Below are 22,776 nucleotides of genomic sequence, written 5' to 3'. Positions count from 1 at the left end.
TCCTTCGGCATGGGGCGGCTGCTTATTCTGCAGTCTCCTCGGTCTTGGTCTCTTCGGCCTTGGGCTCTTCCTCACCATAATAACCGCTTTCGGGGCGGATATCAATATTATAACCGGTCAGGCGGGCGCACAGGCGGGCGTTCTGGCCCTTGTTGCCGATGGCCAGGCTCAGCTGCTGGTCCGGCACGGTCACGCGGCAGGAGCGGGTCTCGCCGGGCAGCAGCTCGACCTTGAGCACCTTGGCGGGGCTGAGGGCTGCCGAGATGAACTCGGAGACATCCTCGCTCCACTTCACGATGTCGATCTTCTCGCCGCCCAGCTTCTCGACGACAGCGGCCACACGGTCGCCGTGGGGGCCGATGCAGGCAGAAACGGGGTTGACGTTGGGGTCCTTGGACCAGACGGCCATCTTAGTGCGGGCACCGGCCTCGCGGCTGATGGCCTTGACCTCGACGGTACCGTCGTAGATCTCCGGCACTTCCAGCTCGAACAGACGCTTGACCAGGCCCGGATGGGTGCGGCTGATCATAACGCGGGCACCGCGCTCACCGCTGACGACGTCCACAACGTAGACCTGCAGGGTCTCGCCCTCGGTGTAGGTCTCGCCGGGCACCTGCTCGTTGCGGGGCAGGATGGCCTCGCCGCCCTTGCCCAGGTCCAGGGCCACGATGCCCTTCTCGTTGTCCACACGGGTCACGGTGGCCTGGATGATGTCATGGGCGCGGCTCTGGATCTCGCTCAGCTGCTGGCTGCGCTCGGCCTCGCGGATGCCCTGACGGATGACGTGCTTTGCGGTCTGGGCTGCGATGCGGCCGAAGTCCTTGGTCTTGAGCGGGGTGACGACACGGTCGCCGATCTCGTAGCTCTTGCGCAGCTTCTGGGCCTCGGTCAGGCCGATCTCAGCGTGCTCATCGTACCAGTCCTCATCGGCGACGACGTTCTGCAGCAGGGCCACATTGAACTTGCCGGTGGCGGGGTCGATCTCGACCATGACGTTGTCGTCCTCGACCTCGTAGTTCTTCTTGACAGCGATCACGATGGCTGCCTTGATCTTCTCGATCAGGTACTCCGCGGTGATGCCGCGCTCGTGCTCCAGCATGGAGAGAGCTTCAAAAAATTCATTATTAGCAGCTGCCATTTTTCGGGTTCCTCCTAATTCTTTCTCTTTTTCAGTCAAACAGATCCTCGTCGTCGCACAGACGCACGGTGCTGGCGGCCGACGCTTCAAAGTTCACGGTGCCATTCTCCGTCTCGACCGTGATGGTGCTGCCCTCGCGGCCGGTCAGGATGCCGGAAAACTCCTTGGTGCCGTTCTCGTTGGCACGGAACAGCCTGACGCTGACCTTCTGCCCCTTGACGGCTTCGTAATGTTCCGGGCGGGTCAGCTTGCGGCCCAGGCCGGGGCTGCCCACTTCCAGATAATAGCTCTGCTCAATGGGGTCTGCCTCATCCAGGATGGGGTCCAGCGCATGGGAGACATCGGCACAGGTGTCGGTGTCCATGGTGGTGCCGTCCGTCTTGTCGATGAGGACGCGAAGATACCAGTCCGGCCCTTCCTTTTCAAACACAACGTCCCACAGGCGCAGCCCCATGCCCTCCACGGTGGGGCGGACAAGCGCTTCGACTCTCTGGGCGGTATTGCCGCCAGACTGCTTCGCCATAAAAAACCTCCAAACAAACAAGAAACGCGGACCTTGCGGCCCACGTTCCATAAAAGTTATATCGTACAAATAGAATATACCATACTCCGGCAAAATATGCAAGAGATTTCGTTGAAAAATCTCTTACAGCGCCCAGACACCGTTTTGGAAGAGGGTCACGGTGCGGCCGTCGCGGCATTTGCCGGTGATCTCGCTGTCCTCCGCACCGATCATGACGTCCTCGTGGATGGCCGACTGGTTCATGCCGCGCTCCAGCAGCTCCTCCTTGGAAAGGCGGGTGCCGTCGGCCGTGGTGCCGGGATAGCTGGCGCCGAAGGCGATGTGGCAGGCGGCGTTCTCATCGAACAGGGTGCTGTAGAACAGGGCACCGCTGCGGTTGATGGGGCTGGAAGCGGGCACGAGCGCCACTTCGCCGATGCTGCGGGCACCCTCATCGGTGTCCAGCAGCTGACCCAGCAGGTCAGCGCCCTCCTCGGCACCATGCTCCACGACCTTACCGTCTTGGAAGGTCACATGGAAGCCCTTGATGAGCTGGCCGTTGAAGACGTAGGGCTTGGTGCCGTAGACGACGCCGTTCACCTTGTCCTTGTGGGGCGCGGTGAAGACCTCTTCGGTGGGGATGTTGGGCAGGAACTCCACGCCCTTCTCGTTCCTGCTGCCGGCGCTCTCCCAGCTGGCCTTGTCGGCCAGACCGACGGTCAGGTCGGTGCCGTTGCTGCTCTTGAAGTGGACGCTTTCGAGGTCGAAGGCGTTCATCTTGTCGCGCAGGGTCATCAGGCGGTCGAGGTGTGCTTTCCACTCGCCCACCGGGTCGCCGCCAGTCACACGGCAGACATCAAAGATGAGCTGCCACAGTTTCTCGATGGCGGCATCGGTGTCGAGGTCGGGGAACATCTTCTTCGCCCACGGCGCGCTCGGCATGGCAGCGATGGACCACTGGACCCGGTCGTTCATGGTGTACTCCCGCCACGGGGCCATGAATTTCCGGTTGGCGGCGTTCACCCGGCTGATCTTGGCGCTGTCCAGCCCGGCGTAGACCTCCGGATCATCGGCGATGAGGTGCAGCACGCAGACGCTGCCTTCGCTTTCGGCGTAGTCCAGATAGCGGCGCAGCTGGTAAGGCTTGAAGTCCGTCAGGGCCTCCTCGCTGCCCAGTTCCATGCGGCTGCGGGAAACGGCATTGTCGTTCCAGTCCACCTGCACATCCCGCGCCCCGGCCTCAAAGGCACTGCGGACGCACAGCCGGGCCAGCGGAGCAGCCTCCAGCGAGCAACGGATGATAAGAGTCTGGCCCGGCTGGGGGTTCACCCCCACCCGGACAATGAAATCGGCATATTTTTTCAGCAGTTCGTTGAAGTTTTCCACAAAAGTTCCTTTCCGCCGTGCAAAAACGGCACACAGTTGATCTTGTGTCCAGTATACCCTTTTTCCGAGGGGATGTCCACAGCCGAAACAGAAAAAGACGTCCCGCCCCGTTGAAAAAGGGCAAAACGTCTGGTATACTGGCTTATGAGAATGCTGCCCACATACGGCATGCGGTCCGTTCACCTTTCCGGCCCTGCGTCGGGGAGGCAGACAATTTTTATGCACCCCCGACGTTTTATGCGGAAGGGGGGATGCTTCATGACGCTCTTGGAGACTTTAGCTCTGCTGACGCTGCTTGCAACCGTCGGCTTTGGCATGTTCGACATCGCATGGAAGATCTTTACACATAAAAAGTGACCGCCCAGCTCCCAACTCGTGCGGTCACTTTTTATAGTTGACATGCCGGAAAGGTGCTGACCGTTTGCCGGGCAGCATTCTCTTCGTCTATTTATACTATACCACAGCCCCGCCGAAATTGCAACGGCGGGGCTGATTTTATCGCTCTGAAATCAAAAAATTCAGAACTCGATCTTTCTCTCAATGTAGCTCTTCAGCTCAGAGATGGGCATACGGACCTGCTCCATGGTGTCGCGGTCGCGGACGGTGACGCAGTTGTCTGCTGCGATGCCCTTGGCCTCGTCGCCGACGGTGTCAAAGTCCACGGTGATGCAGTACGGGGTGCCGATCTCATCCTCACGGCGGTAACGCTTGCCGATGGAACCGGTATCGTCGTAATCGACCATGAAGTACTTGCTCAGCTCGTTGCGGATCTCCATTGCCTTGTCGCCCAGCTTCTTGCTCAGGGGCAGGACAGCGCACTTGTAGGGAGCCAGCGCCGGATGCAGGTGCAGAACGGTGCGGACATCCTCCTTGCCCTTGGCATCCACGAGGTGCTCTTCGTCGTAGGCCTCGCACAGGAAGGCCAGCGCCACACGGTCACAGCCCAGAGACGGCTCGATGACGTAGGGGATGTAGTGCTCGTTGGTCTCGCTGTCGAAGTACTCCAGGCTCTTGCCGGAAGCCTCCTGATGGCGGCTCAGGTCGTAGTTGGTGCGGTCGGCAATGCCCCACAGCTCGCCCCAGTCGGTGAACGGGAAGGCATATTCGATATCAGTGGTGGCACGGCTGTAGAAAGCCAGCTCTGCGGGCTCGTGGTCACGCAGGCGCAGGTGCTCCTTCTGGATGCCCAGGCTCAGCAGCCAGTTCTCGCAGTAATCCTTCCAGTAAGCGAACCACTCCAGGTCGGTGCCCGGCTTGCAGAAGAACTCGCACTCCATCTGCTCGAACTCGCGGGTACGGAAGGTGAAGTTGCCCGGCGTGATCTCGTTGCGGAAGGCCTTGCCGACCTGGCAGACGCCGAAGGGCAGCTTGCGGCGGGTGGTGCGCTGGATGTTGGCAAAGTTGACGAAGATGCCCTGTGCGGTCTCCGGGCGGAGGTAGCAGGTCGAGGAGCTGTCCTCGGTGACGCCGATGGCCGTCTTGAACATCAGGTTGAACTTGCGGATGGGAGTGAAGTCATGCTTGCCGCAGACGGGGCAGACGATGTCCTCGTGCTCGGCGATGAACTGGTCCATCTCGTCAAAGCTCATGGCATCGACGTTCACTTCGGGGTGCTCGTCGCCGATGAGCTTGTCGGCACGGTGACGTGCCTTGCAGGCGCGGCAGTCCAGCAGCGGGTCCGAGAAGCCCGCCACGTGACCGGTGGTGATCCAGGTCTGCGGATTCATGATGATGGCTGCATCCAGGCCCACGTTGTAGGGGCTTTCCTGCACGAACTTCTTCAGCCATGCTTTCTTGACGTTGTTCTTGAACTCGACGCCCAGCGGGCCGTAATCCCAGCTGTTGGCAAGACCGCCATAGATCTCCGAACCGGGGAACACGTAACCACGGTTCTTGCAGAGGTTGACGATCATATCAAGGGTCTTTTCGCTCTGTTCCATTGTAATAACATCCTTTCCGTCCGCGGCTGGCTTGCCGTGTCGTGTGTTGTGTTGCGGCAGCTTTCCCAACTGCCGTATATCTTTATGCTACCATGTTTTGCCCGCTCCGTCAATGCTTTGCGCCTCCAAATATGGGGGCCGGGCGCTGCGGGCCGTTACTTGTGGTATTTCATGCCCGCATTGATGGTGCAGGCGCGGTAGAGCTGTTCCGTCAGCACCAGGCGGGCCAGCTGATGGGGCATCGTGATGCGGCCCATGCTGAATTTGAGCGCCGCCGCCCGCTTGACCTCATCGGCCAGCCCGTGGGACGAGCCGATGACGAAGGCCACATCCCCTGCCCCGCTGCCTGCGCGGTCGGCCAGGAAGCAGGCCAGCTCCTCCGAGGAGATCTGTTTCCCCTCGATGCACAGGGCCACGATGGCTGCACCTTTGCGGACGTTGGAGAGGATGGCTTTTCCTTCCTTTTCCAGCGCCTTTTTCACCACCGCATCGGAGGCGTTCTTCTCCTCGATCTTTTCTTCCGGCAGCTCGATGATCCGGAAGGACGCAAAGGCCGCCAGACGCTTCTGGTACTCGGCCACGCCCTCTGCAAAGTATTTTGCATTGAGCTTGCCCACACAGATCAGGTCGATGTTTTGCATAGTGTCGTCTCCTTTACAGAAGCGTCAGCTGCTCGCCTTCGTCCTCGGTGCGGATGAGGGCACCGGTGGCGGGCAGGCTGCGGACGCGGTAGCGGTGGGGGTTGGCCAGTTCCAGCGTCTCCGCCGGAACGACCGACGCGATGTGCTGGTTCTTCTTCAGGGTGACGACCGCCACGCCCTGACTGTCGCGGGTGGCCTTGGCGCTGATCTGCGCTGTGCCCACCAGCAGCATCCGGCCCGCGCTGGTGCGGATGGCAAGCTCCGTCTCTTCGGGCAGGAAGACCATCTTCGCCAGCGTTTCCTTGTCGCAGTAGGCCTTGAGCAGCTTGCGGCGGTTCAGCTTGGTGGCATAGGAGTTCAGCGGGATCTTGGCGCACTTGCCGCTCGCAAAGAAGAAGAGCATGAAGCCGGAATAATCGCTCGTGATGACCATGGCCAGAACGTTCTCGCCCTCGTCCATGCCCAGACGGCCCGGAATAAAAATGCCCATCTGCGCCACTTTTCCGTCTTCCAGTTCGTTCAGGCGCACCTTGTACACCTGCTGCCGGTCGGTGAAGAAGAGCGCCTCCACGTTGTTGCGGGTCTCCACCTGCTGGATGATCTCGTCGCCCTCCTTGAGCTTGTGGGCACCGGCGGTGCGCAGGCTCTGGGGCGGGATCTTTTTCAGGTAACCCTCGCGGGTGAAGAAGACGGTGACCGGATAATCCGGGATGACCTCTTCCTCGGTGCCGCTCTCCTCCTCCGGCAGATCGTACAGGATTTCGCTGCGGCGGGGCTGGGCGTACTTTTTGGCAACATCCGTCAGCTCTTTGATGATGATCTTCCGGATGCGGGCGGGCTTTGCCAGAATGTCGTTCAGGTCGGCGATGTCCTTCTCCAGCTGCTCGATCTCCCCGGTGCGCTTGAGGATGTACTCCCGGTTCAGGTGGCGCAGCTTGATCTCGGCCACATAGTCGGCCTGCACCTCGTCGATGCCGAAGCCGATCATCAGGTTGGGCACGACCTCGGTCTCCTCCTCGGTGGTGCGGATGATGTGGATGGCCTTGTCGATGTCCAGCAGGATGGCGGCCAGACCCTGAAGCAGATGCAGGCGCTTTTCCTTGCCGTGAAGGTCGAAGAAGGTACGGCGGCGGACGCATTCCATCCGGAACGCCGTCCACTCATTCAAAATTTCCCGCACACCCATGACCTTCGGCTGACCGGAGACCAGAATGTTGAAGTTGGCGCTGAAGCTGTCTTCCAGCGGGGTGGTCTTGAACAGCTTGGCCATCAGCTTTTCGGCGTCCACGCCGCGCTTGAGGTCGAGGGTCAGCTTGAGGCCGTTCAGGTCGGTCTCATCGCGCATGTCGCTGATCTCTTTGATCTTTCCGGCCTTGACCAGCTCGGCGATCTTGTCCATGATGGCTTCCACCGTCGTGGTAGGCGGGATCTGGGTGATCTCCAGCATGTTCTCGCCGGGCACCACATTATAACGGGCACGGACCCGGACGCTGCCGCGGCCGTTCTCGTAGATCTCCCGCATCTGGGCTTCGTCGTACAAGATCTGGCCGCCGCCCACGAAATCCGGGGCCGGCATCGTGGTGGAGATGTCATGCCGGGGGTCCTTCATCAGGGCGATGGTGGTGTTGCACAGCTCGACCAGATTGAACGAGCAGATGTTGCAGGCCATGCCGACGGCAATGCCCAGTGTGTTGTTGGCCAGGATGGTGGGGAACGTGACCGGCAGAAGGGTCGGCTCGGTGGTAGTGCCGTCGTAGTTGGGGACGAAATCGACCGTCTCCCGGTCGATGTCCCGGAACAGCTCCTCGCAGACGCCTTCGAGCTTGGCCTCGGTGTAACGGGCCGCTGCACAGGACATATCCCGGCTGTAGGCCTTGCCGAAGTTGCCTTTGCTGTCCACATAGGGCACCAGCAGGCTCTCGTTGCCCCGGCCCATGCGGACCATGGTGTCGTAGATGGCCGCATCGCCGTGGGGGTTCAGGTGCATGGTGCTGCCCACGATGTTGGCGGATTTGGTGCGGGCCCCCTTGAGCAGGCCCATGCCGTACATCGTGTACAGCAGTTTGCGGTGGGCGGGTTTGAAGCCGTCGATCTCCGGCAGAGCGCGGGAGACGATGACGCTCATCGCATAGGGCATATAGTTGGTCTCCAGCGTGCGGGTGATGGGGTCTTCCAGCACACTGCCCGCATTCAGGATCTCAACGCCGTCGCCCAGCTGCGGGCGGACCGGCTTGAGTGTTTTCTTTGTTGTTCGTTTTGCCATTCTTCTTTTATCCTCTAAATAAACCTCTCAGTCTCGCTCACGCTCGACAGCTCTCCTGTCAGGAGCAGCGGCACTGCGCAGCATGGACGGAGAGGTCAAGACACATCCAGATCGTCCAGATACTCTGCGCCGTGCTCTGCGATGTGCTCCTTGCGTCCGGCGAGGTTGTCGCCCAGCAGCAGGTCGAACACGCGGGCGGTCTCCTCCACATCGGTGGGCAGCACCTTGATGAGGCGGCGGCTCTCCGGGTTCATGGTGGTCAGCCACATCATCTCCGGGTCGTTCTCACCCAGACCTTTCGAGCGCTGGATGGTGTATTTCTTCTCGCCGATCTCCTTCAGGAACGCCGCCTTCTCCGGCTCGGTGTAAGCGAAATAGGTGCGGTCTTTGGTGGTGATCTCGTACAGCGGCGACTCCGCGATGTAGACATAGCCCTCGTTGATGAGGGTGGGCGTCAGGCGGTAGAGCATGGTCAGCACCAGGGTGCGGATCTGGTAGCCGTCCACATCGGCATCGGTACAGATGACGATCTTGTTGTACCGCAGATTGTCCAGATTGAAGGTCGCCAGCTCCTTGTTGTGCTTGCCGCCCAGCTCGACGCCGCAGCCCATCACCTTGATGAGGTCCACGATGATGTCCGACTTGAAGATGCGGGCATAGTCGGCCTTGAGGCAGTTCAGGATCTTGCCGCGGATGGGCATGATGGCCTGATACTCGCTGTCGCGGCTCTGCTTGACGGCACCCATAGCCGAATCGCCCTCGACGATATACAGCTCGCGGCGGGAAGCATCCTTGGTGCGGCAGTCCACGAACTTCTGCACCCGGTTGGCGAGGTCGATCTGGGTGGAGAGCGTCTTTTTGATGCTCTGGCGCGTCTTTTCGGCGTGTTCCCGGCTCTGCTTGTTGACCAGGACCTGCTGGCAGATCTTCTGGGCTTCCTCCGGCTTTTCGAGGAAGTAGACTTCCAGATAGTGCTTCAAAAAATCCGTCATCGCCTGCGAGACGAATTTGTTGGTGATGGCCTTCTTGGTCTGGTTCTCGTAGCTGGTGCGGGTGGAGAAGCTGGACGAGACATAGACCAGGCAGTCCTGCACATCCTGAAAGCTGATGGCGCTCTCGCCCTTCTTATAAAGATTCTTGTCCTTCAGGTACTTGTTGATCTGGTAGACGAAGGCCGTGCGCACCGCGTGTTCGGGGCTGCCGCCGTGCTCCAGCCAGGAGGAGTTGTGGTAATATTCCAGCAGCTGCACCTTATTGGAGAAGCAGAAGGCCGCGCTCATCTTCACCTTATATTCCGGCTGGTCCTCGCGGTCGCGGCCGGTGGCCTCGCTCTCGCAGCTGAACACCGGGGTCAGGGTGTCCTCGCCCGCCGTCTCGGCCACGTAGTCGGCGATGCCGTGCTCGTAGCACCAGCTCTCCTTCCAGGCCTTGCCGGTGGCGGGGTCCTTCTCCTTTTCGTCGGTGAAGTTCAGGGTCAGCCCCGCGTTGACGACGGCCTGACGGCGCAGCACATCCTTGTAATAGCTGCCGGGCACGTCGATGTCGGTGAAGACCTCGTCGTCCGGCTTCCAGTGGATGATGCTTCCGGTGCGGCGGCCCTTATAAGGTTCCTTTTGCAGGCCGCCGACGTTCTCGCCCTTTTTGAAGTCCAGATGATAATGATAGCCGTCGCGGTAGATGTCGGCCGTCATCCAGGCAGACGAATACTGGGTGGCGCACAGGCCCAGACCGTTCAGGCCCAGGCTGAACTCGTAGTTGTCCTCGCCCTCGCCGTATTTGCCGCCTGCATACATCTCGCAGAACAGCAGCTCCCAGTTGTAGCGGCCCTCGCCGTTGTTCCAGTCCACGGGCATGCCGCGGCCAAAGTCCTCGACGATGACGCTGCCGTCCTTGCAGCGGGTCACGTTGATGGTGTCGCCGTGGCCGTCGCGGGCCTCGTCGATGGAGTTGGAGACGATCTCAAAGATCGAATGGGCGCAGCCCTCCACACCGTCCGAGCCAAAGATGACCGCCGGGCGCTTGCGGACGCGGTCCGCACCCTTTAATGAAGTAATGCTCTCGTTACCGTATTCCTGTTTTCTTGCCATGTTCACCCTCCCGGTCTGCACGGATACGCCCCGTACCCTTTGCCGGCCGAATCGTTTTCTAGTTTTCTATTAAACCATAGGTTGTTGTCAATGTCAATTTTGCGTTTCGTCCCCCGCCGTCGGCCCGGCCCGGCCGGAAAGCATCAAAAATCCACTTCTATTATTTATCGTCCGGACGCATTTTTCAAGAAAAGTCTGATTTTTTTCGAAAAAATTTGCATTTTCCTCTTTACAAATCCAGAATTTCGGGTATAATAATCATCGTCCGGTGCGCCTCTGTAGCTCAGTCGGTAGAGCAGGGGACTGAAAATCCCCGTGTCATTGGTTCGATTCCGATCGGAGGCACCACCTTTCAGAAGAACAGAGATCTGTTCTTCCGAATATGCGGCCGTAGCTCATCTGGTAGAGCGCCACCTTGCCAAGGTGGAGGTAGCGAGTTCGAGCCTCGTCGGCCGCTCCATAACGGAGTGGAATTATCCGCTCCAATATGGCCCGGTAGCTCAGTTGGTTAGAGCACCAGCCTGTCACGCTGGGGGTCGTCGGTTCGAGCCCGATCCGGGTCGCTCATCCTAATGGTGCAGGGATAAATGCACCGAATATGCGGCCGTAGCTCATCTGGTAGAGCGCCACCTTGCCAAGGTGGAGGTAGCGAGTTCGAGCCTCGTCGGCCGCTCCAAATGGAGTGGAAATATTCACTCCAATATGGTGACGTGGCCAAGTGGTAAGGCAAGGGTCTGCAAAACCCTCATCCACCAGTTCAAATCTGGTCGTCACCTCCAAAAGATTCCCGAACGTGAAAGCGTTCGGGAATCTTTTTGTTTTGTTGCATCCTCCCCTTCCCCGTGTTACAATAGCGGTATCCTGTGCAGAAAGGAGCGTATGCCATGCCCGCTCAAACCACCGAGACCCACACCACCCTGACCCCCGATACGCCGGTGCGGTATCTGAAAGGCGTCGGCCCCAAGACCGCCGAGCGGTTCGAGAAGCTGGGCATCGTGACGCTGGCGGACCTGCTCTGCCACTATCCGCGCAGATATATGGATTTTTCAAAGCCCTACTCCATTGCCGAGGCACCTTGCGACACCGAGTGCGTCGTGAAGGCCGAGGTGTTCGCCAAGCCCGGCGGGCGCATCCTGCCCGGCGGGCGGCGGATGGAGCGGATCACGGCAGGGGACGATGTTTCCAGCCTGGAGATCACCTGGTTCAATAACCCCTACGCCGCCCAGAAGCTGGAACTGGGGCAGGCATATTATTTTCAGGGCATCGTGACCGGCGGGATGCTCCGCCGCCAGATGGTCAACCCGCAGGTGCGCACCGAGGCGCAGATCACCGCCGCCCCCTTCGAGGCCGTCTACCCACAGACCGATGGGCTTTCGAGCAGCGTCATCGCCCGGTGTGTCCGCCAGCTGCTCCCCCATGCCGAGCTTCTGCCCGACCCGCTGCCGCCGGAGATGCGCCAGAAATACCGCCTGCTCTCCAAGGCAGAGGCTGTGCGGGCCATCCACTGCCCGGAGAGCGAGGAAGCCGCCTTTGCGGCCCGGCGGCGGCTCATCTACGAAGAACTTCTCATTTTGCAGCTGGGCATCGGCCGGATGAAGAACCGGGGCAGCGCCGCCACCGGGGCACCGATGCAGCTTCTCGACCCGCAGCCGTTCTGGGACGCGCTGCTCTTCGCCCCCACCGGGGCCCAGCGGCGGGCTGTGACGGAGATCCTGACCGACATGGCGGGCGGGCAGTCCATGAACCGCCTGCTGCAGGGCGATGTGGGCAGCGGAAAAACGCTGGTGGCGGCAGCCGCCATCTGGGCCTGCATCCGCAGCGGCTATCAGGCAGCACTGCTGGCCCCCACCGAGATTTTGGCTTCCCAGCATGCCGAGAACCTGAACCGGATGCTGGCCCCGTTCGGGATGCGGGTCGCCCTGCTGACCGGCGGCATGAAAGCCGCCGCCCGCCGCACCACGCTGGCCGCCATCCGGAACGACGAAGCCGACCTCGTGGTGGGCACCCACGCCATCCTCAGCGAGGGGGTCGCCTTTGCCCGGCTGGGTCTGGCCGTGGTGGACGAACAGCACCGCTTCGGGGTGCGGCAGCGGGGCCTGCTGGCCGAAAAAGCCGAGAACCCCCACCTGCTGGTCATGAGCGCCACGCCCATCCCCCGCACACTGGGGCTGCTCCTCTACGGCGACCTCGACATCTCGATCCTCGACGAACTGCCGCCGGGCCGCAAGCCGGTCAAGACCCGGTGCATCACCGGGAAGAAGCGGCGGGACCTCTACGGCTTCCTTGACCGGGAGATCAACGCCGGGCGGCAGGTGTATATCGTCTGCCCCGCCATCGAGGACACCCCCGACGGCGGGCTGAACGCCGTGAAGACCTACTATGAAGACATCGCCAAGGCGTTGCTGCCCGACCGCCGGGTCGGCCTGATGCACGGCAAGCTCAAGCCAAAGGAAAAAGCCGCCGTCATGGAGGACTTCAAGGCCGGGCAGCTGGACGCGCTGGTCTCCACCACCGTCATCGAAGTCGGCGTGGATGTGCCGAACGCAACGGTCATGGTCATCGAGAACGCCGAGCGCTACGGCCTGAGCGCTTTGCACCAGCTGCGCGGCCGGGTGGGCCGCGGTGCGGCGGAGAGCTGGTGCTTCCTCGTCAGCGACAACACGAGCGAGCCGGTCCAGAAGCGGCTCAAATTCCTCTGCTCCACGGCAGACGGCTTCGCCGTGGCACAGTACGATCTGGAAACGCGCGGCCCCGGCGACTTCTTCGGGAGCCGCCAGCACGGCCTGCCCACCCTCCAGATCGCCGATCTGATGAACGACACCCGCACCCTCCACGCCGCGCAGAGCGAAGCTGCCACCCTGCTGGCCGAAGACCCGCGCCTCACCGCACCAGACCACGCACTTCTGGCCGCGCAGGTCGAGCAGATGTTCGAAAAGGCCGGTGCGATGAACTGAGATCCACAACGTTTCTATTTTACCTCTATCCGTCACAACCGTTACAAAAATTTCACCCAAGGAGTTTGCCATGGCTAAAGCCAGTAGAAATAAAACGATCGACACGCCTTTAAGCGAAGGAAAAATGTATCTTGACCGTTGTATCACCGTTACGCAAAATCAGTCCACGCTTTGTCATGTAGTTGACAAAACGATTCTCGGAGACATGCTTCGGGTCTGCCCTCTTTTGCCTCCAGAGAGCGTTGACCTGATCGTTGCTGACCCGCCGTATAATCTCACAAAAACATTTCATGAGACTACCTTTTCAAAGAAAAAAAGTGCTGATTATGAAAACTATACACGACAATGGCTCCGTGCAGTAAAGCCATTACTAAAAAAAACCGGCTCAATTTATGTTTGCTGTGACTGGGAAACAAGTCTGATCGTTGGAAATATTTTAAGCGAATTTTTCCACGTTCGAAATCGAATCACCTGGCAGAGAGAAAAGGGTCGTGGAGCAAAAGCAAACTGGAAAAATGGGATGGAAGACATTTGGTTTGCTACCAACAGTGACCACTATGTTTTCAACCTTGATGCCGTCAAAATCAGAAAAAAGGTAATTGCCCCTTACCGAGTGAATGGAAAACCAAAAGACTGGAATGAAACGGAACAAGGTAATTATCGTGACACCTGTCCATCAAACTTTTGGGATGACATCACAATTCCTTTTTGGTCCATGGCTGAAAACACTGCACATCCAACACAAAAATCCGAAAAATTGATTGCCAAAATCTTACTCGCAAGTTCTTCTCAAGGCGATCTTGTTTTGGACCCATTTTTAGGGTCTGGCACAACCAGCGTTGTCGCAAAAAAGCTTCTTCGACATTATATTGGCATCGAAATGGAATCTCAATACTGTGTTTGGGCAGAACAACGACTTGAAATGGCCAAGCTAAATCCCGGAATCCAAGGCTATATCAACGGTGTATTTTGGGAGCGAAATTCTTTGGCTGAGCAGAATTCCGTTCATACAAAATCCAAAAAGGACACTTCTGCTTCTGACGCTCAAAAAAGTTTATTTGACTTTCAAGGAGAACTCTGATGTACAACAGAGATATTATAGAACAGCTTACACAGTATATTTTCAGTCAGAACGGCATTGCTGATAAAGCACTTTTGCAGTCTTCTGTACAGCAGAAATTCCACTTGATCAAGGAACGCAGTGTATTCTATTGTGAGTGGTTTTCCATTCGCTTCTGCAAAGCAGCTACAAGAAACTTTGGCAATACAGTTTTATCTCTTTCTGTTCTCCACCGATACGATGATAGACCATTTTTCGTTTGCCTGGTCACCCCAGCTCGCAATTATCTCATGCTTGCAAATGCAACATTTCTTAAAAAGATCAGTCATTCTTCCCAAGCTCTTCGACGCGACAATATAAAAGGCAGCTTCAATGGCAGCGACATCATGCGTGTGTTTGAAGGCATTGAAAATACTCCTGAAAACTTTGAGTTTCTTTATACCTCTCATGAAAACTATACTTTTGAAGAAAATCTTGAGCGTCTCGTAGAAGCAACGAATCATATTGCACCAACCGGAAAACGATTTTCTCCTACGGAATCACAAATCTGTTCTATTTATAACGCCGTTTCGCGAGCCGCGTCTTTTTTACACTCTGAAGAATATCAAATCCTAAATGATGATCTAGCACATCGCGTCCATGCAGTGGAATCCGAAATAGCGATTGCCGCATTCATAGACAACGTAAACTTGCGCGGACGTATCATTGAATACTTGATTACCGCCGAGGATGATCTCAAGGCCACTCTAATAGGGTGTTTGCACGCAAATCACCCCTTGCCCAAAGTTTTCACTTCAGACAATCTCGGAGACTATGAAAGAGAGTTTGACCATTATCTCACAGAAACCGATATAAAAACTAAAATTTTATTTTTATCCAGCAATCCAAAAGCCTATAATATTGATAAATTGCTTTCATTTCTTTCTACGGAAAAGAGCGTATATTTGATTTATGTCGTTGCAATTGACAAAGACCGGACCATTCAGACACGTCTATGTTCCATGTTCAATCGTCAACTTTTGTCGGGCACTCGAATCATGAAACACTGGGCTGGAAGAAACTCACGCGGCGTGACGCAATACGATGGAAAAGCACTTGAATCTGTCGTTGAAAATTTCGATTTTTCAATAGACCCTGATGCCGCACAAAATTTTCTCTCCGCTTGCCTTAACTTGTAAAGCCAAAAGACACGACTTATGAGGGTTTCTTTTGCCCCTTCTATAAGTCGTGTCTTTCTCATTTTGTATGTCGTTCTTCTATCGGAATGATCTCGCAGAAAACGCACCGGCTCTTGGTGGAAAGGGCCACATCCTTGTGGTAGCAGCCGAAGAACCATTTTTCGTAGTGCAGCTTCAGCAGGATCTTATCGAGGAAGAGGTGCAGCCGGTTCGACTCGCCCAGCGCCAGCGCAGTAAAATCCAGGAACCTGCTTGGGGCGTCGTGGGTCAGCACATAATCTACCTGCCAGCCGTTTTCTTCCAGCGTCTTTTCGCAGCGGGCATATTCCTCATCCGAGGGCATCTCCTGCGGCCACCAGTTGACCCCAGGCTCCCGTTCCTCTTTGTCCTGGCTTTCGGCCCCGCCGAAGCAGAGATATTTTTTGCCCTCCAGCGTCAGCACACTGCCCCGGCAGACATGGTAGACATTGCCGCCCAGCGCCTGGACCGTTCCGCCGAACCGCTCCTCGGTCGGGTACTGGGCCAGCAGGTCGTAGTTCTCATGGCAGCCATCCAGAAACAGCAGCGTGTAGGGGCGTTTGCGCAGCCAGTCCAGCTTTTTCTGTTCCTCCTTGCTGCCGTCCCACACGAACCCGAAATCGCCCAGCACCACCACGGTATCCCGCCTGCTCAGCCAGCGGAGCCTGCCGTGCCTGAACCGGTCGATGTCGCCGTGGGTGTCTCCCGTCAGATATACCATTCGTTTCCTCCCGCCCTGTGTGAAAGCTGTTAAAAGCCCTTGTCTCCGCAGGGCAAACCTGTTATTATAAAAGAATGAAGCTCCGGCTTCTTCCTGTTGTCCTATCCGGCCGCATCCTGCGCTCCGGTCTTTCTATTTTATCGCTTTTTGAAGGAATTGTCCACATGAAACGTATTTTTGCCCTCTTTTTGTCTCTGGCGGTCCTGTTCAGCTGTTTGGCTGTGACGGCAGGCGCCATGTTCGACCCCAGCCCCGTCTACGAGGTGCAGGCCAAGAGCGCCTACATCGTGAACACCGACACCAACATCATCGTCTACGACAAGGACAGCCAGAAACAGGTGCCGGCCGGCGGCCTGACGAAATACATGACCATCGCTCTGGTGATGACCAACTACGCCGACCAGCTCGACAACACCTTTACCATGCCGTTCGCCATCTCGGATTACGTCCACAACTCCGACAACGCAGACATGCGCTCCGGCGAGACCTTCACCTACCGGGAAGCGCTCTACGCCATGGTGACACGGAACGCCAACGAGGCCGCGATGGGCCTGGCGTATGAACTTTCCGGCGGAGACCTGACCGGGTGGGTGAGCCAGATGAACACCCTGTCCCAGCGCATCGGCACGACGGGCAGCACCTGGACCGATGCCTGCGGCCTGGACAGCGGCAACACCACCACCGCCGTGGACATGTACCTCATCCTGCGCTACCTGATGAGCTTTGATGCCTTCCGGGAGATCTCCAGCGCACCGACTTTCACGATGCCCGCCAAGGAAAAACACGCCAAAAGCTTCGTTCTGGTCAGCCAGAACGTGGCTCTGAACAAAACGAGCGGCGGCAAGTTCTACCGCAGCGCGATGCAGGGCGGCATCTGCGACGTGATGGCCTACAAGAACGACAACGGCGACCAGAGCTATGTCTCCTGGGCCAACAAGAACGGCGCGACCTATATCTTCTGCATCATGCAGAGCCCCGACACCTGCGACGATTACGGCTATGCGAACCGCCGCCCGGCCCTGTGTGAGACGACCAAGCTCATCGACTGGGTGTTCGACAGCTTCTCCATCCAGGCCGCGCTGGACACCGACCAGGCTCTGGCCGAGATCCCGGTGAAGTATTCATCCGACACCGACACGCTGCAGCTTTACCCCGACGACAACATGATGACCCTGCTGCCCTCTTCCGGCGACGGCACCGTCACCCAGAAATACTTCCATCTGCCCGATTATGCCGCCGCCCCCATCCATCAGGGCGACGTCATCGGCACGGTGGAGCTCAAGCTGGCCGGTGAGACCATCGGTGTGGTCAACCTCATTGCCGGGCAGGATGTCCGCCAGAACGCCCTGCTCTTCACCGTCTCGAAGGTGCAGGACTTTTTCCACAGCCTCTACCTGAAGGTCGTGATCGTCATGAGCCTGCTCGCCCTCGCCATCTATGGCCTGTGGTGGCTGCTCAATGTCTGGCATGGCCGCAGACCGACCAAGAAGATCCACCGCCGCTGACAGACGAGGGCAGGAACCAGACCGGTTCCTGCCCTCGTTTTCGTTCAGTCGATCGTCGTTTTGGTCCGGCCCACGCCGATGACGGCTGTGGTGATCTTTTTCCAGGTATTGCAGCCGCAGACGCCGTCCACCGCGAGGCTGGTGCGGCGCTGATAGCCCCGGAGCGCCTCTTCCGTCCGGGTGCCGAACAGGCCGTCGATGCGGTTCCCGGTCTGGTAGCCCAGCGTCGAGAGGGCGTCCTGCAGGATCATCACATAGCAGCCCCGGCTCCCCCGCCGCAGGGTGGGGAAGCCCGCTGTGGTGCCGCGGCACGCGGGAGTGCCGTAGCGGCGGTCAAAGTGGACCCAGGTGGGCGTCTGGCTCAGCGGCTCCACGTAGCCCCACGCCCCGGTCGCGCGGGCGGCCCTGTAGATGGCCGTGCGCTGGGTCCGGCTGAGGCTCTGGCCCACATCAAAGGCCACCCCCGCATAGTGCTGGCTGCGGGTGCCGTGGCCGCCCTCCCAGATGCGGCGGAACGCATACCCCACCGGGATGCCGCGGCCGTATGTGCGGCGGGTCAGGTTCCAGGCCTCCATCGCCGCGATGGTGGTCCAGAGCACAGGGCTGTTCGATTTGCCCCGGAACTCCCGCAGGGTCAGGGTCCGGCCGGTGCTGTAGGGCATGGGGTCGTTCTCGCTCAGGCTGTTGTAGGTGTAGACCTTGTTTTCGTAGGCATCGTAAATAAGCAGCCGTGCCATTGGGTCATCCCTCCTCCAAATCACATGCGCAGCTCTGCGCCCGCAGTGCCGCCCAGGTCTCGCGGTCAACGGTGCCGGTCTGGTGCAGGCCCGCCCGCGCCTGCGCGGCCTTCACAGCCACCGTCTCCGCCGGGCCGAAGGACGCATTATCCCACACGAAGCCCTCCCCGCAGCAGAGGTTCGCCCGGCTGTTGATCCACTGTTCGATCTGCATCACGTCCGGGCCGACGCTCCCTTCCTTCATGGCCCGGCCCGGATATGCCATCTCCCGTGCCGCATCCCGGTCAGGGTTGGGCATCCCGGTCGCTAATTGCAGGCTCAGCGCCTCCACCGCCGTCCAGGTCTCGGCGTCCGCGATGCCGGTCTCCGGCAGGCCGAGCAGCGCCTGGGCACTGCGGGTCGCAGCGGCAGTCTCTCCGGTGTAGCCGGTGGCCAGCGGCGGTGCCTCCACGCTCTCGAAGTAATAGGCGATCCGCCGCAGCAGGATGGTGTAATACAGCACGTCGCTGCCCTCACTGCCCACCGTCAGCGGCTTACCGGGGTAGGGCAGCCGTTTCAGCGTGACCACCGGGCCGCTGCTGCGCAGAGCCGATGCCTTGCCGTAGAGCGACTCCCAGGTCGTCCGCCCCACGATGCCGTCCACCGTCAGCCCTGCAAACCGCTGGTAGGCCCGCACCGCGTTCTCGGTGGCTGCACCAAAGCTGCCGTCGATGCCCACCGCCGGGATACTGGATTCATAGGCGCTCAGGAGGTAGAGGTAGAATTGCAGTTCCCGCACCGCCGTGCCGCTGCTGCCCCGCCGGAGGATGCCCGGATACTCGCCGGGCCGCAGGCTGGGCGACAGCAGTTTGTTGGCGATGTCGTTGTAGACCTCGTACAGCTTGTTCCAGGTGGTGCGGCCCACCACGCCGTCGCTGGTCAGGCCGAAGTAGGTCTGGAACCGCTTTACCGCCGCCGTGGTCGCCGCACCGAACGTTCCATCCACGGTGAGGTCGTTCAGTCTGGAATAGACGGTGTGGGCGATCTTGAGCCAGAACTGCACGAGCCGCACGTTCTGGCCGCTGGCCCCCTCCCGCAGAGCCGTGCCGGGGTAGGCGTTGGGGGTGCCGTTGTCCGACTGGATGCTCCGGAACTCGTTGTAGATGGCGTTCCAGGTCTCGCGGCCCACCACACCGTCCACGGTCAGGCCGTACCGCCGCTGGAAGGCCCGCACCGCGCTGGCCGTGGCCACGCCGTAGCGGCCGTCCACCGCAAGGGACGGGATAGCAGATTCGTACTGCGCCAGCGTATTCAGCCAGAACTGCACCTGCTCCACCGCGCTGCCGGTGGAACCGGTGCGCAGAGCCGTGCCGCCCCAGCTGCCGTCCGACAGGGTGCCGCTGGAGGTCTCGCCCTCGCTGGTCAGTTCGGCAAGATCCTTGACCGACACGTAGATATAGCTGATCTTATACCAGGTCTGCCGCCCCACCACGCCGTCGGCGGTCAGGTTGAACTGCCGCTGGAACGTTTTGACCGTGGACACCATGCGGGGACCAAAGACGCCGTCCACGGTCAGCTTGCCAAAGAAGGGGTAATCCTTCGCGATGCGGTTCAGCTGCCGCTGCAGCGTGAACACCGCCGTGCCGGAATCGCCCTGCCGCAGCGGCGAGCCGGGGTAGCTCTGCGGGATGGCCTGGATGTTGTTGGTCCGGACAATCTCGATGTCGCTGCCGTAGTAGTATTTCAGGATCTGAAGCGGTGTTTTGCCCTGTTTTGCCAGCGTGACCGTGCCCCACTGCTTCAGACCCGGACAGGTGACGGACTTGCCGTCGCAGTATTCGGAGTAGTAGGGATTGACCGTTCCGGTCTTCCGGAGATAGGTATTGAAGATGTCGTCCGTCAGCCGGACCATGACATCGAACACGGTCCGCCCGTGGACGTAATACTGGTCGTAGCTGGTGGAGTTGGTGATGTTGAAGCTGTAGCCCCGGCTGGGGTACCACTCGGTGTAGATGCGGTTCAGCGCCAGCGAGATCTGGCAGTGGATGTTCGCCCGCAAGGCGCTCTCCGGCCAGGTCGGGTAGACTTCGCTGGACGCCACGTTGGCGATATACCGGCGGAACGAGACGGTCACGTTCCGGGCCGAAGCTGCCGGTTTGCCCAGATGGACCGTGATGTTCTTCGGGATGATGACCCGGTCCAGCACACGGGGCGCACACGGATCGGTGGGTGCTCTGCCGCTGCCCCCGCCGCCCGCAAACAGCGGGTGGGGCGGGATGACGATGGGCGGGTTCTCCACGTCCCGGTCCTCCTCCGTTTCGGGGATCATCTCCGGCTGGGCCAGCGTCACCTGCCCCGCAAAGACCTGGATGCCCTGGATGCGGACGGTGCGGTACCCCGCCTTCGAGGCCGTCAGGCTGCACACCGCATAGGGCAGACGGGTGGTATTGTCCTCCTCCAGCGAGAGGGCACAGTCCGGGGCGGTCAGGGTCACGTCCGCGGCATTGCCCTCGGCGTCGGTCATCCGGGCCGCGGTGAAGCCGTCGCCGACGATGTTCACCGTGACCCCCTCCACCGGTGCCGACTGCCGGGCCGCAAATGCCTGAATGCGCAGAATTCCAGTCGCCATAAACAAAAACTCCTTTGCCGAAATGTTCGCTTGGTTCACTCACAGCGTATTCGGCAAGGAGTTGGAAGGTGCATGAAACAAACGCCCCCTGTCCGTCCGGAGGCATAGGCTCCGGAACCGGGCAGGGGGCGTTCGTTGTTTGTTGTATCTTGGAAGGGAAAAACGGAACGGCCTGATTTACCGCTTGTACTTTGCGGCAGTCTGCAGGCGCTGCATGGCACGGTCAAGAGCAATCTTGCTCTGGTAATACTCGTGCATGCTCTGCTTGTGCTGCAAACGCTCTTCGGCGCGGATGCGGGCGGCCTCGGCGCGGTTGCGGTCAATGTCCTCCGGACGCTCGGCGCTGTCCACCAGCAGCAGAACGAAGGTGGGGGTCACTTCGGCAATGCCGTCGCCCACCAGCACATCGCGGGTCTCCCCGTTCACGGTGAATTGCAGAATCCCCATGTGCAGGGCCACCAGCACCGGGCTGTGGCCGGCCTGCACACCATACACACCGTCGCCGGTGGGCAGGGTCAAGCTCTCACAATCGCCCTGATAAAACTCGCCGCTGGAAGCGGTGATGTTCAGCATGAACTTCTGCATCAGACGGCACCGCCCTTTTCCTCCGCGAGCTTCTCGGCGGCCTTCTGGCGGGCATCGTCCAGGGTGCCCACGTTGAAGAAGGCCCACTCCGGCAGATCATCGCACTGGCCGTCCACGATGGCAGCAAAGCCCTTGACGGTCTCGGCCAGAGGCACATACTTGCCCTGCAGGCCGGTGAAGTTCTCGGCCACCGAGAACGGCTGGGACAGGAACTTCTGCAATTTACGGGCGCGGGTGACGGTGAGCTTGTCTTCCTCGCTCAGTTCGTCCATGCCCAGGATGGCGATGATGTCCTGCAGCTCCTGATAGCGCTGCAGCGTTGCCTGCACCTTGCGGGCCACACGGTAATGCTCTTCGCCCACGATGTCGGCTTCGAGGATGCGGCTGGTGGAAGCCAGCGGGTCCACGGCGGGGTAGATGCCCTGCTCAACGATCTTACGGCTCAGAACGGTGGTGGCGTCCAGATGGGCGAAGGTGGTGGCGGGGGCCGGGTCGGTCAGGTCGTCGGCGGGGACGTAGACGGCCTGCACCGAGGTGATGGAGCCGTCGCGGGTGGAGGTGATGCGCTCCTGCAGAGCGCCCAGCTCGTTGGCCAGCGTGGGCTGATAGCCGACGGCCGAAGGCATACGGCCCATCAGAGCGGAGACCTCCGAACCGGCCTGCACGAAACGGAAGATGTTATCAATGAACAGCAGGACGTCCTTGTGGGTCTCCTCACGGAAATACTCGGCCATGGTCAGGCCGGTCTCGGCCACACGCATACGGGCTCCTGGGGGCTCGTTCATCTGGCCGAAGACCAGTGCGGTCTTGTTCAGAACACCGGAGGCGTTCATCTCGCCCCAGAGGTCGCAGCCCTCACGGGAGCGCTCGCCGACGCCGGTGAAGATGGAGTAGCCGCCGTGCTCGGTGGCAACATTGTGGATCAGCTCCTGGATCAGAACGGTCTTGCCGACACCGGCACCGCCGAACAGGCCGATCTTGCCGCCTTTGGCGTAGGGAGCCAGCAGGTCGATGACCTTGATGCCGGTCTCCAGGATCTCGGTTGCAGGTTTCTGCTCAGCAAAGCTGGGAGCCTTGCGGTGGATGGGCCAATGGGGCAGCTCGTCCACCGGGCCCTTGCCGTCGATGGGGCGGCCCAGCGGGTCGAACATGCGGCCCAGGGTGCCCTCGCCCACCGGGGCGTTCAGGCCGTGGCCGGTGGCGGTGACCACCATCCCCTTGCCAAGACCCTCGCTGGCAGAAAGCATGATGCAGCGCACAGTCGTCTCGTTGACATGCTGCGCCACTTCCATCGTGCGCTCGGTGCCCTCAGCGGTCACCGTCAGCGCTTCCTGCAGGGCAGGCAGCTTGCCCTCGGTGAACTTAACGTCCACCACGGGGCCAGCTACGCGAATAATAGTTCCCTGTATCATACGATTGCCTTTCATAAAATGTGTAAACCTCTCGCCAGCTC

16 protein-coding genes and 5 tRNA genes are annotated in these 22,776 nt (G+C 59.7%); 9 read left to right on the top strand and 12 right to left on the bottom strand.

Translation table 11 applies throughout. The features are described from left to right. Positions 1 to 22 precede the first annotated feature (22 nt). From nusA to DWY95_RS00570, 7 genes are all read right to left on the bottom strand, one after another. Positions 23 to 1,138: a transcription termination factor NusA gene (gene nusA / locus DWY95_RS00600; RefSeq protein ID WP_097792781.1), complete on the bottom strand. Its 1,116-nt coding sequence runs from the start codon at positions 1,136 to 1,138 to the stop codon at positions 23 to 25. Between the two features lie 31 nt (positions 1,139 to 1,169). Then, positions 1,170 to 1,661: a ribosome maturation factor RimP gene (rimP, locus tag DWY95_RS00595; protein WP_118551521.1), complete on the bottom strand. Its 492-nt coding sequence runs from the start codon at positions 1,659 to 1,661 to the stop codon at positions 1,170 to 1,172. A gap of 123 nt (positions 1,662 to 1,784) precedes the next feature. Next, positions 1,785 to 3,026: an aminopeptidase gene (locus DWY95_RS00590; protein ID WP_118551519.1), complete on the bottom strand. Its 1,242-nt coding sequence runs from the start codon at positions 3,024 to 3,026 to the stop codon at positions 1,785 to 1,787. A 518-nt stretch (positions 3,027 to 3,544) separates the two neighbouring features. Further along, complete coding sequence (locus DWY95_RS00585; protein WP_118551517.1) at positions 3,545 to 4,966, bottom strand: glycine--tRNA ligase; 1,422 nt, start codon at positions 4,964 to 4,966, stop codon at positions 3,545 to 3,547. 155 nt (positions 4,967 to 5,121) lie between these two features. Next, positions 5,122 to 5,607: a 23S rRNA (pseudouridine(1915)-N(3))-methyltransferase RlmH gene (gene rlmH, locus DWY95_RS00580; protein ID WP_118551515.1), complete on the bottom strand. Its 486-nt coding sequence runs from the start codon at positions 5,605 to 5,607 to the stop codon at positions 5,122 to 5,124. A 13-nt stretch (positions 5,608 to 5,620) separates the two neighbouring features. Further along, the gene (locus DWY95_RS00575) at positions 5,621 to 7,870 is read right to left on the bottom strand and encodes a DNA gyrase subunit A (RefSeq protein WP_118551513.1); all 2,250 of its coding nucleotides are present in this window, start codon (positions 7,868 to 7,870) and stop codon (positions 5,621 to 5,623) included. Positions 7,871 to 7,965: 95 nt separating this feature from the next. Next, positions 7,966 to 9,957, bottom strand: coding sequence for a toprim domain-containing protein (locus DWY95_RS00570; protein WP_118551511.1), 1,992 nt, complete (start codon positions 9,955 to 9,957; stop codon positions 7,966 to 7,968). A gap of 272 nt (positions 9,958 to 10,229) precedes the next feature. On the opposite strand from DWY95_RS00570, the gene DWY95_RS00565 reads away from it, so the two are divergent. From DWY95_RS00565 to DWY95_RS00530, 8 genes are all read left to right on the top strand, one after another. Then, positions 10,230 to 10,305 (top strand) — tRNA-Phe (locus DWY95_RS00565). 36 nt (positions 10,306 to 10,341) lie between these two features. Next, positions 10,342 to 10,417 (top strand) — tRNA-Gly (locus DWY95_RS00560). 29 nt (positions 10,418 to 10,446) lie between these two features. Next, positions 10,447 to 10,520, top strand: a tRNA-Asp gene (locus DWY95_RS00555). Positions 10,521 to 10,557: 37 nt separating this feature from the next. Further along, positions 10,558 to 10,633 (top strand) — tRNA-Gly (locus tag DWY95_RS00550). Between the two features lie 28 nt (positions 10,634 to 10,661). After that, positions 10,662 to 10,736: transfer RNA gene (locus tag DWY95_RS00545), tRNA-Cys, on the top strand. Between the two features lie 105 nt (positions 10,737 to 10,841). Further along, the gene (gene recG, locus DWY95_RS00540) at positions 10,842 to 12,911 is read left to right on the top strand and encodes an ATP-dependent DNA helicase RecG (protein ID WP_118551509.1); all 2,070 of its coding nucleotides are present in this window, start codon (positions 10,842 to 10,844) and stop codon (positions 12,909 to 12,911) included. Positions 12,912 to 12,981: 70 nt separating this feature from the next. Then, positions 12,982 to 13,992: a site-specific DNA-methyltransferase gene (locus DWY95_RS00535; protein WP_118551507.1), complete on the top strand. Its 1,011-nt coding sequence runs from the start codon at positions 12,982 to 12,984 to the stop codon at positions 13,990 to 13,992. Further along, a complete protein-coding gene (locus DWY95_RS00530; RefSeq protein WP_118551505.1) occupies positions 13,992 to 15,149 on the top strand; it encodes a hypothetical protein in 1,158 nt (385 codons plus the stop codon). Before DWY95_RS00535 ends, DWY95_RS00530 begins: the two co-directional genes overlap by 1 nt. A gap of 58 nt (positions 15,150 to 15,207) precedes the next feature. On the opposite strand, the gene DWY95_RS00525 is transcribed toward DWY95_RS00530, so the two are convergent. Continuing rightward, on the bottom strand, positions 15,208 to 15,888 hold the full coding sequence (locus DWY95_RS00525; protein WP_118551503.1) for a metallophosphoesterase: 681 nt from the start codon (positions 15,886 to 15,888) through the stop codon (positions 15,208 to 15,210). A gap of 164 nt (positions 15,889 to 16,052) precedes the next feature. On the opposite strand from DWY95_RS00525, the gene DWY95_RS00520 reads away from it, so the two are divergent. Continuing rightward, entirely contained in the window at positions 16,053 to 17,393 is a 1,341-nt protein-coding gene (locus DWY95_RS00520) for a serine hydrolase (RefSeq protein WP_118551501.1), read from the top strand. A 44-nt stretch (positions 17,394 to 17,437) separates the two neighbouring features. Here DWY95_RS00520 and DWY95_RS00515 read toward each other — a convergent pair whose 3' ends face one another. The 4 genes from DWY95_RS00515 to atpD all read right to left on the bottom strand — a co-directional run bounded on the left by DWY95_RS00515 (position 17,438) and on the right by atpD (position 22,735). Then, positions 17,438 to 18,130 carry a peptidoglycan-binding domain-containing protein gene (locus tag DWY95_RS00515; RefSeq protein ID WP_118551499.1) on the bottom strand — a complete coding sequence of 231 codons (693 nt, stop codon included), beginning with the start codon at positions 18,128 to 18,130 and terminating at the stop codon, positions 17,438 to 17,440. A 4-nt stretch (positions 18,131 to 18,134) separates the two neighbouring features. Then, positions 18,135 to 20,738, bottom strand: a complete 2,604-nt coding sequence (locus tag DWY95_RS00510) for a peptidoglycan-binding protein (protein WP_118551497.1) — start codon at positions 20,736 to 20,738, stop codon at positions 18,135 to 18,137. A 177-nt stretch (positions 20,739 to 20,915) separates the two neighbouring features. After that, positions 20,916 to 21,323 carry an ATP synthase F1 subunit epsilon gene (atpC, locus tag DWY95_RS00505; protein ID WP_097792793.1) on the bottom strand — a complete coding sequence of 136 codons (408 nt, stop codon included), beginning with the start codon at positions 21,321 to 21,323 and terminating at the stop codon, positions 20,916 to 20,918. Continuing rightward, on the bottom strand, positions 21,323 to 22,735 hold the full coding sequence (atpD, locus tag DWY95_RS00500; protein ID WP_118551495.1) for a F0F1 ATP synthase subunit beta: 1,413 nt from the start codon (positions 22,733 to 22,735) through the stop codon (positions 21,323 to 21,325). Before atpD ends, atpC begins: the two co-directional genes overlap by 1 nt. Between the last annotated feature and the right edge of the window lie 41 nt (positions 22,736 to 22,776).

Origin of the sequence: Faecalibacterium sp. AF28-13AC, assembly GCF_003478405.1 — a bacterium.
Lineage (GTDB): Bacteria > Bacillota > Clostridia > Oscillospirales > Ruminococcaceae > Faecalibacterium > Faecalibacterium prausnitzii_E.
This window is presented reverse-complemented; position numbering and strand designations above follow the sequence as displayed.